The sequence below is a fragment of the Aerococcus sp. HMSC10H05 genome (genome assembly GCF_001806975.1).
Classification (GTDB): domain Bacteria; phylum Bacillota; class Bacilli; order Lactobacillales; family Aerococcaceae; genus Aerococcus; species Aerococcus viridans_B.
Genome location: NZ_KV787005.1, coordinates 1 through 15,370 on the forward strand (window position 1 = coordinate 1; position 15,370 = coordinate 15,370).

General features: G+C 36.9%; 13 protein-coding genes. 12 read left to right on the top strand and 1 reads right to left on the bottom strand.

The window, feature by feature from the left end:
• Positions 1–70 precede the first annotated feature (70 nt).
• The gene (locus tag HMPREF3116_RS08835) at positions 71–385 is read right to left on the bottom strand and encodes an ATP-binding protein (RefSeq protein ID WP_371440309.1); all 315 of its coding nucleotides are present in this window, start codon (positions 383–385) and stop codon (positions 71–73) included.
• A gap of 109 nt (positions 386–494) precedes the next feature.
• On the opposite strand from HMPREF3116_RS08835, the gene HMPREF3116_RS07810 reads away from it, so the two are divergent.
• The 12 genes from HMPREF3116_RS07810 to rbfA form a co-directional block, all read left to right on the top strand.
• A complete protein-coding gene (locus tag HMPREF3116_RS07810) occupies positions 495–1,241 on the top strand; it encodes an isoprenyl transferase (protein WP_070468963.1) in 747 nt (248 codons plus the stop codon).
• Between the two features lie 14 nt (positions 1,242–1,255).
• The gene (locus HMPREF3116_RS07815; protein WP_070468965.1) at positions 1,256–2,053 is read left to right on the top strand and encodes a phosphatidate cytidylyltransferase; all 798 of its coding nucleotides are present in this window, start codon (positions 1,256–1,258) and stop codon (positions 2,051–2,053) included.
• Between the two features lie 13 nt (positions 2,054–2,066).
• Positions 2,067–3,332, top strand: a complete 1,266-nt coding sequence (gene rseP / locus HMPREF3116_RS07820) for an RIP metalloprotease RseP (protein WP_070468967.1) — start codon at positions 2,067–2,069, stop codon at positions 3,330–3,332.
• Positions 3,333–3,420: 88 nt separating this feature from the next.
• Positions 3,421–7,740: a PolC-type DNA polymerase III gene (locus HMPREF3116_RS07825; protein WP_070468968.1), complete on the top strand. Its 4,320-nt coding sequence runs from the start codon at positions 3,421–3,423 to the stop codon at positions 7,738–7,740.
• 220 nt (positions 7,741–7,960) lie between these two features.
• On the top strand, positions 7,961–9,427 hold the full coding sequence (locus HMPREF3116_RS07830; protein WP_070468970.1) for a DUF1538 domain-containing protein: 1,467 nt from the start codon (positions 7,961–7,963) through the stop codon (positions 9,425–9,427).
• A gap of 16 nt (positions 9,428–9,443) precedes the next feature.
• Complete coding sequence (locus HMPREF3116_RS07835; protein WP_070468972.1) at positions 9,444–10,097, top strand: P-II family nitrogen regulator; 654 nt, start codon at positions 9,444–9,446, stop codon at positions 10,095–10,097.
• A 142-nt stretch (positions 10,098–10,239) separates the two neighbouring features.
• A complete protein-coding gene (gene rimP / locus HMPREF3116_RS07840) occupies positions 10,240–10,716 on the top strand; it encodes a ribosome maturation factor RimP (protein WP_070468974.1) in 477 nt (158 codons plus the stop codon).
• Between the two features lie 30 nt (positions 10,717–10,746).
• Positions 10,747–12,072 carry a transcription termination factor NusA gene (gene nusA / locus HMPREF3116_RS07845; protein ID WP_070468976.1) on the top strand — a complete coding sequence of 442 codons (1,326 nt, stop codon included), beginning with the start codon at positions 10,747–10,749 and terminating at the stop codon, positions 12,070–12,072.
• Positions 12,073–12,090: 18 nt separating this feature from the next.
• Positions 12,091–12,390, top strand: coding sequence for an RNase P modulator RnpM (gene rnpM / locus HMPREF3116_RS07850; protein ID WP_070468977.1), 300 nt, complete (start codon positions 12,091–12,093; stop codon positions 12,388–12,390).
• The gene (locus HMPREF3116_RS07855) at positions 12,380–12,667 is read left to right on the top strand and encodes a L7Ae/L30e/S12e/Gadd45 family ribosomal protein (protein WP_070468979.1); all 288 of its coding nucleotides are present in this window, start codon (positions 12,380–12,382) and stop codon (positions 12,665–12,667) included. The genes rnpM and HMPREF3116_RS07855 overlap by 11 nt, the downstream gene beginning before the upstream one ends.
• Before the next feature lie 80 nt (positions 12,668–12,747).
• A complete protein-coding gene (infB, locus tag HMPREF3116_RS07860) occupies positions 12,748–14,967 on the top strand; it encodes a translation initiation factor IF-2 (protein WP_070468981.1) in 2,220 nt (739 codons plus the stop codon).
• 15 nt (positions 14,968–14,982) lie between these two features.
• A partial coding sequence (rbfA, locus tag HMPREF3116_RS07865) for a 30S ribosome-binding factor RbfA (RefSeq protein ID WP_070468983.1) occupies positions 14,983–15,370 on the top strand: 388 nt, incomplete at its 3' end.

The window sequence follows — 15,370 nt, forward strand, 5'->3', positions numbered from 1 at the left end:
CACCAACACTATTTGACACAGAACCCTTTTTTCTTATGTCTAAATATTGTAGAGTAAATATCTGCTATGTTTAATCATAATTTTTTCTTAGACAGATAATAAAGTTAACTCCATTGGAATGGTTATCTTCAACTATAATCGTACCTTGGTGATCTTCGATGATTTGTTTAGCTATGGCTAAACCGAGGCCATAGCCAGATGTTTCGCTTGCTCTTGAAACTGAAGCACGATAAAAATGTTCGAAAATTCGTTCTTTATCGGTATCGTCAATATTAGTCCCTGTATTTTTCACATGGATATGCCAATGCTTTTTACTAGTGTATGAGTTAACAGAAATTGTGGATCTGATGTTTTTTATGTGAATAATGAGAATGGGTCTGCATATTTTATGCCAAGTATTAAAATGCATAGAAAGTACCGTTAAGCTAGAGGATAAGTATAGGTTTTTCTCTGTATTTTTGATACAATTGTCTAGAAATAGATGGAGGTTCAATATGTTAACAGATGTAAACTATAATCCAAACTTACCAGTGCCCAATCATATTGCAGTGATTATGGATGGAAATGGTAGATGGGCACAGGAACGTGGATTAAAACGAACAGATGGACATTTAGAAGGATTAAAGGCCCTCAAAAGAGTGGTAATAGCAACACATAAAATGGACGTAAAAGTATTAACCGCTTATGCCTTTTCAACAGAAAACTGGAAGCGTCCACTGTCGGAAGTAAATTATTTAATGGGCCTACCTAAGGTATTAAATGATGAAATCTTACCTGATCTAATCGAAAATAATGTACAAGTACGAATGAGTGGAAACTTTGATAAAGTGCCTTTAAATACCAAAAAATATATACAAAATGCGATTGATCGAACAAAAGATAATACTGGTTTGATTTTAAATATCGCTTTTAATTATGGTTCCCGTGATGAAATCACTAAAGCAGTTCAAGCAATTGCGACAGAAGTATCAAAAGGTGATTTAAAGGTAAAGGACATTTCTGAACAGACGATATCAGACGAATTATATACCGCACAACTTGGTGAATATGCAGACCCAGATTTGTTAATTCGATCAAGTGGAGAAGTGCGTTTATCAAATTATTTATTGTGGCAACTCGCATACAGTGAAATGTTGTTTACAGAAACCAAATGGCCTGATTTTGACGAAAAAGTGCTACAAGAGTGTGTTGGAGAATTTCAGCGAAGAAATCGTCGATTCGGAGCGATAGATACTAAATAGAAAGAGGGGGTTTCATGACACAAAGAGTTATCAGCGCTGTTGTTGCTCTTGCCATTTTTATCCCGCTTTTACTGATAGGGGGGCGTCCATTTGATCTGATGGTAGCATTTATCGCTGCTGTTGCTTATTATGAAATTTTACAAATGGCAAAAATTCCATTTCCATCATGGCGTGGTGTAATTGGTTTAATCACTATGATGTTGCAGTTATTACCTTCCTATTATCTTGCGCTACTACCACAGGATATTGACTATATGACCTTATACTTTGCTGGAGTTGCAATGTTATTGATGGTCATGGTATTTAAGCCAGAAGATATTAATTTTGAGCAAGTTGGGGTTATCAGTTTGGCAGCTCTATATGTAGGGCGTGGTTTTCATTTATTAATTGAGACGAGGTTAATGGGATTGTTGCCTGTGATTTATGTCCTAATTATTATTTGGGGTAATGATACATTTGCTTACTTGGTAGGAAGACAAATTGGTCGGACACCATTAGCGCCAAAAGTGTCCCCAAATAAAACAATAGAGGGTTCTTTAGGTGGTGTTGTAGGCGCATTTGCTTGTTCAAGTATTGTGTTGTATTTTAACAATATATTTGGCCTATCTATTATTGATAACTTCATTTTAGCTATAATTTTAGGCTTCTTAGGCCAAATAGGTGACTTGATAGAATCTTCCATAAAACGCAGCTACCAAGTTAAAGATTCTGGTAATATTATGCCAGGTCACGGTGGTTTCTTTGACCGTTTTGATAGTTTACTATTAGTTTTACCCATGTTTTATTTTTTAATTCCATTTTTAGGATCATAGTTAGGAGCGCGTTATGACGACTATTATTGCATTTATATTTATTTTCTCAGTCATCGTTATTGTCCATGAATTTGGTCATTATTATTTTGCAAAAAAAGCAGGTATTCTAGTTCGTGAATTTTCTATTGGTATGGGGCCAAAAATTTTTCATTTTGAGGCTGAAGAAACAACATATACTGTGAGGATGCTACCAATAGGTGGTTATGTACGTATGGCTGGATTAGAAGAAATGTCTGATACCCTGACAAAAGGGATGCAAGTCGTTGTTGAACAAAATGAAGAAGGTGTTGTAGACACTATCTCTTTGGAAAATGATAGTCAAAACTTTTCAGGTTTACCATTGGAAGTTTGGGCAGTTGATCTCGAAAAAGATATGTTTATAGAAGGGATTCCATATGGTGGCGAAGATAAAGTACGCTACCAAGTCTCAAAAACGGCCAATATTATTGAATCTGATGGTACATTAGTTAAAGTTGCGCCAATTGAACGCCAGTTCCAATCAGCAAATATCTGGCAAAGATTAATTGTCAATTTCGCTGGCCCAATGAATAACTTTATCTTAGGTATTTTAGCATTTATCATTTTAGCCTTTATGCAAGGTGGTGTTTGGTCTAATACTGCAGAACTTGGTGTTATTCAAGCAGATTCAGCAGCACAAGTAGCTGGTTTAGAAGAAGGAGACCAAATAGTTGCTATAGATGGACAAGACGTTGAAACATTTGACGATATGCAAGCCATTGTACAAACGAATCCAGATCAGTCTTTAACCTTTACGATTAACCGCGATGGTCAAGAACAGGACATTGACGTAACGCCAAAAGTAACAGAAGTTACTTCGGGTGAAACGGTTGGTATGATTGGGGTACAAAGAGTGCAAGATACCTCTTTTATGGCTAAAATTACCTACGGATTCACAAGCACTTGGGCCATGATCACCGGTATTTTCTCTATCATTGCTGGCATGTTTAAAACTGGCTTTGATATTAATAATTTCGGTGGACCTGTATACATGTATCAAACAACCTCACAAGTGGTATCCTTTGGTTTGGCAGGAATTATTTCCTGGTTAGCTGCTTTAAGTATTAATTTGGGAATCGTGAATTTATTGCCAGTACCTGCTTTAGATGGTGGTAAAATTGTATTGAACTTTATAGAGTTAGTTCGAGGTAAGCCATTGCAAGCTAAGACAGAAGGTATCATTAATGTTGTAGGGGCAGTTCTGGTTATTGTCTTGATGATTGCCGTTACTTGGAACGATATTATGCGGATGTTTGGATAAATGTCCTATTTAAAAATTAAATTAAAAATGTACGTCAAAAGGCCACGGAGATGGCCTTTTGTTATTAAAATAGGAAGGAAATGTGTGTATGTCAGAATCTAAAGAAGCCTTATTTCAAGCACTACTAGGCCAAATAAATTGGACAGAAGAAAATACTGCAATCCAAAATGGTTGGTTAGAGAATGTCATTGTTCATACAAAATCACGATTATGGCAGTTTAAAATAGGTTTACCAACGCGACTAGATGCCGCCACTTTCTTAACTTTTGAAGAATACCTTAAAAAAGGATTTGACCACGTTGGTTCAGTAGATTTTTCAATTGAGGTAACTGACCAAAGTCAACCAGCTAATAAAGAAGTGCTGGATTACTGGCCAATTATTGTTAATCGATCAGGTATTTCTAATGGCATTGCCAAGGCTACTTTTCAAGGGCAATTACCATCATTTGAAAACAATCGTTACTATATCCGCGTTGATAATCAACCTTTGAAGCAAATTATTCAAGAAAATTATTTAGAAGTGATTAAGCAAAACTATCAAATGGTTGGGTTTCCCAAAGTACCGTTTGAGATCATTATAGATGAAGAAACGGCCAAAGATCGTCGAGATGTATTCGTCGAGCGAGCGAATGAGCTAGCTGAACAACAACAGGAAATGGCTAGAAAAGCTGCTGAAAAACAAAAGGAAATGGCTGCGTCAGGCAACAATGGTTCAGCTATAAAGGTTGATAAAATACAATTAGGTAAATATATCCCAGTTGATGATAAGTTAAGAGCCATGAACACCTATGTTGAAGAACAGCGCTTTGTATCAATGGAGGGGGTTGTGTTTGATGTTGATGTCAAGATATTAAAAACAGGTCGTCGGATTTTAAACGCGAAAATCTCAGATTATACTTCCGCTTTTTTGATTCAAATGTTTTCTAGAACAGATGAAGATATTGCCGTTTTTGATGCTATTCGTAAAGGAATGTGGTTACGAGTACGTGGCGACTTACAAATGGATGATCGTTTTGCTCGTGATTTAGTTTTAAACGTTCGTGATTTAGAAGAAATTAGTAAGGCAAAACGACAAGACAATGCTGAAAAGAAAAGAGTGGAACTGCATGTGCACACCAATATGTCTATGCTGGATGCGACAAATTCCATTTCTGATCTTACTAATCAAGCGAAAGATTGGGGCCATACAGCAATTGCTGTTACTGACCATGCAACACTCCAAGCTTATCCAGAAGCTTCAGGTGCAGCTAAATCAACAGGATTGAAGATGATTTATGGTGTAGAAGCTAATATCGTAGATGACGGCGTTCCTATTGCCTACAACCCAACTCATATTGAATTAAAGGAAGCAACTTATGTGGTTTTTGACGTGGAAACTACTGGACTGTCAGCAATCTATGATAATATTATTGAGTTAGCTGCTGTAAAAATGCAGAATGGCAACGTAATTGATACTTTTGAAGAATTTATTAACCCTGGACGTCCGCTATCTGCAACCATTATTAATCTAACTGGAATTACTGATGCTATGTTGGCTAATACACGGTCAGAAAAAGAAGTCATTACTGATTTTAGAGACTGGGTTGGAGACGCAATTTTTGTAGCCCATAATGCCAGCTTTGATATGGGATTTATCGATACAGCCTATAAGCGTCATGGTTTCGATCAAACACACAATGCGGTGATTGATACACTTGAGCTGTCTCGTTTTCTACATCCTGACTTGAAATCACATCGATTAAATACATTAGCTAAGCGCTATAATGTTGCGCTGGAACAACACCACCGTGCGGTATATGATGCGGAAACGACCAGCGCATTAGCATGGATCTTCATCAAAGAGGCAGCTGCTGACCATAAAATTTTTTATCATGATGAATTGAATAAAGATGTTGGCAAAGGAGACGCCTACAAGCAAAGTCGGCCATTTCATGCTATTTTGCTAGCTAAAAACCAGGCTGGTTTAAAGGATTTGTTTAAATTAGTGTCGGCATCAAATATTGATTATTATTACCGCGTACCACGAATTCCTAGATCGCTATTATCTAGTCATCGTGAAAACCTCTTAGTTGGTTCTGCGTGTGCTGGCGGTGAAGTATTTGAAGCATTGATGCAAAAAGGTAAGGTAGAAGCAGAACAAAAAGCTGGTTTCTACGATTATCTTGAACTACAACCTAAAGGTGTATATCAACCATTAATCCTTGATGAATTAATTCAGGATGAAGAGACACTGGAAAAAATAATGAAGGAAATGTTGGAGATTGGCGAATCCGTCAACAAACCTGTTGTGGCTACTGGAGATGTTCACTACCTAAATGAAGAGGACAAACTATATCGAGAAATTTTAATTAATTCGATTAAATCTAACCGAACCAAAAATTTCCCAGAAGCACATTTCCGTTCAACAGAAGAAATGTTGAATGAATTTGCTTTTTTAGGTGAAGAAACAGCCTATCAAATTGTTGTGGAGAATTCGAATGCTATCGCTGATAGTATTGAATTTGTTGAGCCTTTGAAAGATAAGCTTTATACACCGACGATTGAAGGGGCAGAGCAAGAACTAACGGATATGTCCTATGAAAGAGCGCACGAAATTTATGGGAAGGAGCTTCCGGAAATTGTTGAAGCCAGACTAGAAAAAGAGCTAAAATCTATTATCTCTAATGGGTTCTCAGTAATTTACTTGATATCACAAAAACTGGTTAAAAAATCAAATGATGATGGTTATATCGTAGGTTCTCGTGGATCAGTTGGCTCTTCTTTTGTTGCAACGATGTCAGGAATCACTGAAGTAAATCCTCTAGCACCGCATTATGTTTGTCCAAATTGCCACTATAGTCATTTCTTTACGGATGGATCCGTAGGTTCAGGGTTTGATTTACCGGATAAATCATGTCCAAAATGTGGCACAAACCTTGATAAAGATGGGCAAGATATTCCATTTGAAACCTTCTTAGGCTTTAAGGGGGATAAGGTACCCGATATCGATCTGAATTTCTCAGGGGAATATCAAGCGCGCGCTCATGCCTATACTAAAGTTCTCTTTGGTGATGATCATGTTTTCCGTGCCGGTACTATAGGTACTGTTGCAGATAAAACAGCATTTGGTTATGTATTGGGGTATGATCAAGATAAAAATTTAAATTTACGTAAGACTGAAAAAGAATTTCTAGCCAAAGGTGCGACTGGTGTGAAGCGAACAACTGGGCAGCATCCAGGAGGGATTATTGTTATCCCTGAAAACATGGATGTATATGACTTTACACCCATTCAATTCCCAGCAGATGATGTGGATTCTGAATGGAAAACCACGCACTTTGATTTCCATTCCATTCATGATAATGTTTTGAAATTAGATATCTTGGGGCACGATGACCCGACAATGATTCGTAAGTTACAGGATTTATCTGGTATTAATCCAACAGAAATCCCGATCGATGACCCGGAAGTTTATGAATTGTTCAATGGGACAGAAGTTTTGGGTGTTACCAAAGAACAAATTTATTCCAATACCGGTACTTTAGGGATTCCAGAATTTGGAACACGGTTCACCAGACAAATGCTTGAAGCAACAAAACCATCAACCTTCGCGGAACTCCTGCAAATCTCCGGATTATCGCATGGTACTGATGTTTGGTTAGGAAATGCTGAAGTACTTGTTCGAGAAAAAGGACTACCATTAAGTGAAGTAATCGGTTGTCGTGATGACATCATGGTATATTTAATCCATCGTGGTCTACCTGAATCCGATGCTTTCCAAATTATGGAGAAAGTACGTAAAGGTAAGGGATTATCTGATGAACATAAGGCCATTATGAGAGCCTATGATGTGCCAGAATGGTATATGGAGTCATGTGAAAAAATTAAGTACATGTTCCCGAAAGCCCATGCAGCAGCCTATGTTTTAAATGCTATGCGGGTAGCTTGGTTTAAAGTGAAACATCCAATTTGGTATTATTGTGCCTACTTATCTGTACGTGCAAATGACTTTGATCTTGTCTCAATGGCAAACGGAAAAGAGTCAACTAAAGCTAAAATTAACGAAATTAACGCTAAAGGCATAGAAGCTTCTACAAAAGAGAAACAACTGTTGACAGTACTTGAAATTGTTAATGAGATGTGGGAACGTGGTTTCACATTAAAAATGGTAGACATGAATAAATCACATGCTACAGAATTTGTTATTGAAGGTGACAATACGTTAATTGCACCATTTAGAGCGATTGATGGTTTGGGTATTAATGTTGCTAAATCAATTGTTGCAGCTCGAGAAGAATCACCATTCTTATCAAAAGAGGATTTACAAACACGTGGTAAAGTTTCTAAATCAATCATTGAATATATGACAGAAAATAATGTATTAGATGGTTTGCCAGATCAAAATCAATTATCATTATTTGATTTTTAATAGCAGAAAACAGCACAGCTTGTTTAAAAGATAAGACTGTGCTGTTTTTTTAGGCATTATTTTTGATGTCAATTTCAGATTATGTTAACATGATATTATGTTTAATGTTTTCAAATGAATTCATTTATTTAACAGTTAAATATGCAACAAATTATACATTATAATAAAAAAGTTTTTTGTTGCATTTTTTGTTATTAATTATTTAAAAAGGAGGAATTATATGCAGTTATTGCTAGATAAGTTTAAGGAAGTAATATCTTCTGTTTTACCAATCGTTATCCTTGTATTCGCATTATCATTTACATTAGTCGATGTACCCGGAGATATGATGATTAGATTTGGTATCGGTTCAATTTTATTAATTATAGGTTTAACCGTATTTCTATTCGGGGTAGATATTGGTATGACACCAATTGGAAATTATTTGGGAGATTCAATTATTCGCTCCAATTCCCACTTAATTGTGTTGCTTTTATCTTTTTTTATTGGATTCTCTATTACCGTAGCCGAACCAGACCTATTAATTTTAGGCCAACAAATTTCTGATGCAACGGGTGGCATTTTAGGGTCACAAATGATTGTTGTCGTTGTATCAATAGGTGTGGGGGTTATGATTTCCTTAGGTGTTTACCGCGTAATGAAGAACGTTGCGTTAAAATGGTTCTTCTTAATCGTCTATGGCTTGATTGCTTTATTATCATTTTTTGCAGATTCAACATTCCTAGCTATGTCGTTTGATGCCTCAGGTGCAACAACAGGGGCTTTAACCACCCCATTTGTTTTAGCTCTTAGTACCAGTGTATCAGCTAAAAAAGGTGGTAAAGGAGCAGAAGATGATTCCTTTGGTCTAGTGGGTGCCATGTCAACCGGGCCAATTTTAGCGGTACTAATCATGTCATTAATACAAACATCCACATTCCAAAGTAATAATGAAGCTTACCAGTATACAGATGGTATCCTAAGTCCATTTATAGAAAATCTAGGGCATACACTTCAAGAATCAATTGTATCGTTAGTGCCTATTTTAATTTTATTCATCATTATGTTTTATTTCCACAGAAGGATAAATAAACATGGTCTTCGTCGTATTGCTATTGGGATAATATATGTATTGATTGGGTTGACTTTCTTCCTAATTGGAGTTAACCAAGGATTTATGGATATGGGACGTTACCTAGCTACTGAATTAGCAACAAATCATGAAGCTTTATTGCCGTGGTTAGGTTTGGTTATGGGACTGGTGGTCGTCCTAGCTGAGCCAGCCGTACATGTTCTTGGTGACCAAGTTGAAGATGTAACTGGTGGACATATCCCTAATAAGTTGTTATTATTTTCCTTATCGATTGGTGTAGGTTTAGCTGTTACAATGTCAATGGTTCGTATTATGGTCCCTGGCGTTGAATTATGGCACTTCTTATTACCAGGATTTGGCTTATCTATACTATTAAGCTTCTATGTACCTAACCTATTCACAGGTATCGCCTTTGATGCTGGTGGGGTCGCATCTGGTCCAATGACGGCAACTTTCATTTTAGCCTTTGCTCAAGGAGTGGCCGCTACGTTACCACAAGCAGATGTCTTAATAGATGGATTTGGTATCATTGCGATGGTAGCAATGACACCAGTGTTAATGGTTCAGATTCTAGGATTAATTTACAAACTACGTGTTAAAGATAAAAAACAGTGAATGAGGGGGTTAATTGATGACTGTAGAATCAGTGGCATTTTTTGCAATTGTCAACCATGGTATTGGACAGAAGGTACTAAAAATCGCTAAACAACATGGTACTGGTGGCGGAACATTGGTCTTATGTGAGGGCACCACTCCAAATAAATTTCTTAATTTAATGGGTTTGGATGAATCAAAGAAAGAGATGATGATTACATTAGCCCCTAAGGAATACGAAAAAATAATTCATGAAAAGATTACTGAGAAAATGAAATTAGATAAAAAAGGTTTGGGTATCTTGTTTTCTGCTGATACTTCAAGCGTGTACGGTAGTCATGTGTTTAATCGAGCATTTGAAAAAGAAGGTGGAAATATGGGTGAATATCAATTATTAGTAACAATCGTTGACCGCGATTCAGGAGACGATGTCGTAGTGGCAGCTCGTAATGAAGGCGCTAAAGGTGCGACAATTCTTCATGGTAGAGGGACAGGTACCACTGAGATTTCTAAACTTTTCAACATTGAAATTCAACCTGAAAAAGAAATCGTCCTTTTAGTTGTTGAGTCTGAAAAGGTTAAACCTGTTTCTGAAAATATACATGCTGCGATGGGATTAGATAAACCAGGTAGTGGGGTTATCTTTTCAATTCCAGTAAATCAAGTAACAGGTTTAGTGCAAAATCTGTAAAAATCGCACAGTAGCAACAATTATTGCTTATCAAATTTGTATATGCTATACTGTTTAAGTAGAAAGAAGACAGTGATGGAGTGAGCGGCGACGCTCACTTTTTTCATGGTAGTAAGTTAAAATCAGAAAAGCGAGGGGAAATATGGCTAAAGTAACTGACCAAATGCAAGAAATTGTTCAACCAATTATTGAAGACTTAGGCTTTATATTGTTTGATATCGAATTTGTGAAAGAAGGAAAATCTTGGTTCCTAAGAATTTACGTGGATAAACCAGGTGGTGGTATTGCAATAGAGGATTGTGTCACAGTTAGTGAACATATTTCTGAAGCGATTGATCAATTAGAGAATGACCCAATCCCGCAAGCTTATTACCTTGAAGTATCTTCTCCAGGTGCAGAACGCCCATTGAAGAATAAAGCTGATGTTGAAGCAGCGATTGGTGAATGGGTATTCTTGTCATTCTATCAAGCCATTGATGGACAAAAAAATATTCAAGGCCGTCTACTATCTGTTTCAGATAATGCATATGAGATTGAAACTAAAGATAAAACACGTAAAGTGGTAGTAACAGTAGATAAAAAAAATGTATCCTTAATCAGATTGGCCATTGAATTTTAAAATTAATCATTTTTGAAAGAGGGAATTTAGATGAGTAAAGAGATGTTAAGAGCCTTCGAAGCGCTTGAGGATGAAAAAGGCATTTCAAAAGAAGTTATTCTGGACGCTTTAGAGGCTGCTTTAGTTTCAGCTTATAAACGCAACTATCAACAAGCACAAAACGTTGAAGTAAACTTCGATGCAAAAAAAGGTGACATTAAAGTATTCGCAGTGAAAGAAGTCGTAGATTTAGTGATGGACTCACAACTTGAAGTATCTTTACAAGATGCTCATGACTTAAACAAAGCCTATGAAATTGGTGACAAGATCAAATTTGAAGTAACACCAAAAGATTTTGGTCGTATTGCTGCGCAAACTGCAAAACAAGTCATTATGCAACGTGTTCGTGAAGCTGAACGTTCGATCATCTATAATGAATATATTGATTATGAAGATGACATTTTAACTGGTATAGTTGAACGTCAAGACCGCCGTTATGTATATGTAAGCTTAGGAAAGATTGAAGCAGTTATCTCACCGGAAGGTCAAATTCCCAATGAAACTTTCCAACCACATGAACGTGTACAGGTTTATGTTGAACGTGTAGAAAACACAACTAAAGGACCTCAAGTATATGTCTCTCGTAGCCATCCAAGCCTTCTAAAACGATTATTTGAACAAGAGGTACCAGAAATTTTCGATGGCACAGTTGAAATTAAAGCTATCGCACGTGAAGCTGGTGACCGTTCTAAAGTAGCAGTCGTTTCAAATGATACAAATATTGATGCCGTTGGTACCTGCGTGGGTCCACGTGGTTCTCGTGTACAACGAATTGTGGATGAGCTAAAAGGTGAAAACATGGATATTGTTCAATGGTCTGATGACATGGCGACATTTATTTCAAATGCCTTGAACCCAGCGGATGTATTATCTGTACACTTTGTACCAGGTGAAACATCTTGTGTGGTAGTAGTACCAGAAAACCACTTATCACTAGCAATTGGCAAACGTGGTCAAAATGCGCGTCTAGCTGCTAAATTAACGAATCACAAAATTGATATCAAATCAGAAGCTGACTTCGCTGCTTATGTACAAACAGAGGAATATGCAGAACGTTTTGCTGAAAAAGAATTAGTAGATGAAGATGTAGAACCAATCTTAGCCGAAGATATCGAATCTATAGAAGAATATGATACAGTAACAGAAGGCACTGAACCAATGGATGAAGCAGATTTGATAATTGCAGCCGATGTGAATGAAGGCAATGTTGACGCTGAGACTTTTGAAAGTCAAGTTGATGATGTTGAATTAAATAATGATGGTTTAATCGGGGAAGAAGATATAGATCAACAAGAACGTTTAAACGAAGAAGGCTAAGATTAGGTGGGATCAAACATGAAACAGCGGAAAGTTCCTATGCGAAAATGTGTTGTGACGAATGAAAGTTTTCCTAAAAAAGAATTAATTAGAATTGTTCGTAATCCTGAAGGTATCGTTGAAATTGATCCAACAGGAAAGAAAAATGGGCGTGGTGCTTATGTATCACTAGATCCTGAAGTTGTGCAAAAGGCTTGGGATAAACATTTGTTAGATAGACACTTAAATGTCACCATTTCGGATGACTTTTATAGTGAATTGAAAGCTTATGTTGCACATCAAAAAGCCAGAAAAGAGCTTTTTGAAAATGAACAATAATAAGTTAAAACTATTAGGATTAGCTCAGACAGCAAGTAAACTTGTTTCAGGTACAGAAACTGTTATGAAAACAATTCAACAAGGAACAGCTATACTAGTTGTCTTTGCATCCGATGTTAGCGAGCAAACTAAGAAGAGCATAGAGAACAAATGTGCTTTTTATGAAGTGGAATGTATTCAAATGTTTACAACAGAAGAAATTTCCAGTGCGCTTGGTAAAAAGAGGTCAATGATTGCTTTCTTGGACCAAGGATTTGTAAAGAGCTTTAAAAAATAAATTAGAATTTTACGTATATTTTTACATCAAATAGGAGAGTAAAAAGTATGAGAGATTAGTAGAATAAGGAAGGTGATGACATGTCAAAAAAACGTGTCTACGAAGTTGCTAAGGAAATTGGCGTATCAAGTAAAGAGTTATTGAAAGCTGCAGAAAGTGCAGGTTTTGAATATTCAAGCCATATGGCATCAATGACTGAAGACGAAGTGAATAAGCTGAAAAGTAGCTTTGCAAATAAATCAGCAGCAAAAGATGAACATAAAAATCAACCATTTAAAAAAGCTGCAGAAAAGCCTGTTGCTAAAGGTACTAATAAAGCAAATGCTAACCAAAAACAGCAGCAAAACAAGTCACAAAATCGCAATAACCCAGCAAAAGAGAATAAAAATATGAATAATCAAAAAAATAATTCTAAAAATAACAAGAATAATAAAAATGGCGGATTTAAAGGAAAAGGCAAGAAAGGGAAGAAAGGTCGTTTTAACAATGACCAAAATCGTCCTCAAGGTAACCCGGTACCACAAAGAAAAAATAAGCCACTACCAGAAAAAGTGGAATATTCTGAAGGTATGACTGTTGCAGATATTGCTAAAAAGATTCACCGTGAGCCAGCTGAGATTATCAAAAAACTATTCTTGATGGGTGTACCAGCTACACAAAACCAAGCGTTGGATAAAGATGCGATTGAATTGATTCTAGACGAGTATGGTGTGGTAGCTGAAGAGAAAGTAATCGTTGATCAAGCAGATTTCGATCATTACTTTGAAGATGCTAAGAATGCAGACGAAGAAGAATTGGAAACTCGTCCTGCAGTTGTTACAATCATGGGGCACGTCGACCATGGTAAAACAACTTTACTTGATTACTTACGTAACGCTCAAGTTGTTGATGGTGAAGCAGGTGGTATTACTCAACATATTGGTGCCTACCAAGTACGTGAAAACGATCGTTTAATCACTTTCCTAGATACACCAGGACATGCAGCATTTACGACAATGCGTGCACGTGGTGCTGATGTAACAGATATCGTTATACTAGTTGTCGCTGCTGATGATGGTGTTATGCCACAAACCGTTGAAGCGATTAACCATGCAAAAGCAGCTGGTGTGCCTATCATCGTTGCAGTAAACAAGATTGATAAACCTACAGCTAATCCTAATCGCGTAATGCAAGAACTAACTGAATATGGTCTAGTTTCTGAAGAATGGGGTGGGGACACAATCTTTGTGAACATCTCTGCTAAATTTGGACAAAATGTAAGTGACTTATTAGAAATGGTCTTATTAGTTGCTGATGTTGAAGAATATAAAGCCGCACCTAATCGTTTAGCTTTAGGTTCTGTGATTGAAGCCCGTCTTGACTCGTCTAAAGGGGCTATTGCAACCCTATTAGTCCAAGAAGGTACGCTACGAGTTGGAGATCCAATCGTTGTTGGAGATACCCATGGACGTGTACGTGTAATGACTAATGATACTGGTCGTCGTATTAAACAAGCGGGGCCATCTACACCAGTAGAAATCACTGGTTTGCAAGAATCACCACAAGCTGGTGACCGATTTGTAGCATTTGATGATGAAAAAACTGCCCGTGCAGTTGGTGAAGAACGTGCTAGTCGTGCATTACAACAACGCCGTCAAGCCAACCAAGCCGTAACGCTTGATAACTTATTCGAAACGCTACAAGAAGGTGAATTGAAGTCTGTAAATGTTATCATTAAAGGTGATGTGCAAGGGTCTGTTGAAGCATTGGCTGGAAGCTTGAAAAAAATTGAAGTTGAAGGTGTTAAAGTAAATATTGTTCACCAAGCAGTTGGTGCTATTAACGAGAGTGATGTTACTTTAGGTCAAGCGTCACAAGCTTTAATCATTGGTTTCAACGTGCGTCCTACACCGCTAGCTAAAGCACAAGCAGATGCAGATGAAGTAGAATTGCGTCTATATAATATTATTTACGATGCGATTAATGATGTAGAATCAGCTATGACCGGTATGTTAGACCCAGAATTTACGGAAGAAGTAACGGGTACAGTACAAGTTCGTGAAACATACAATGTTTCTAAAGTGGGGACGATCGTTGGTGGTTACGTATTAGATGGTACTATTTACCGTAATTCAAAAGTACGTGTTATTCGTGATTCAATTGTCATCTATGATGGTCAATTAGCTTCATTGCGTCGTTTTAAAGATGATGTAAAAGAAGTATCTCGTGGTTTCGAATTAGGTCTTACAATTGAAAACTACAACGATATTAAAGTTGACGATGAGATTGAAGCATATCGCATGGTTGAAGTTAAAAAATAAATGAGGTGAAGCACAATGGCAAAATTTAGAGCTGAACGTGTAAGTCAAGAAATACTTCGTGAAGTTAATGACATCTTGAGAAAGACTGTCAAAGACCCTCGTGTTGAAGGTATTACAATTACTGATGTAGAAGTTACAGGTGACTTACAGCAAGCAACTATTTTCTACACTACATTGAGTGAATTAGCCAGTGAACGTGACAAAGCCCAAAAAGGTTTAGAAAAATCTAGCGGATTAATCCGATCAGAAATTGGTAAACGCCTAAATATTTATAAAACACCAGAAATATTCTTTGAGCGTGACCGTTCAATCGAATATGGTAATCATATTGATCAATTGCTAGCACAATTGAACCAAACAGATAATTTAAGTGGTTCTGTGTCAAATAGTGTTGGTGACCAAA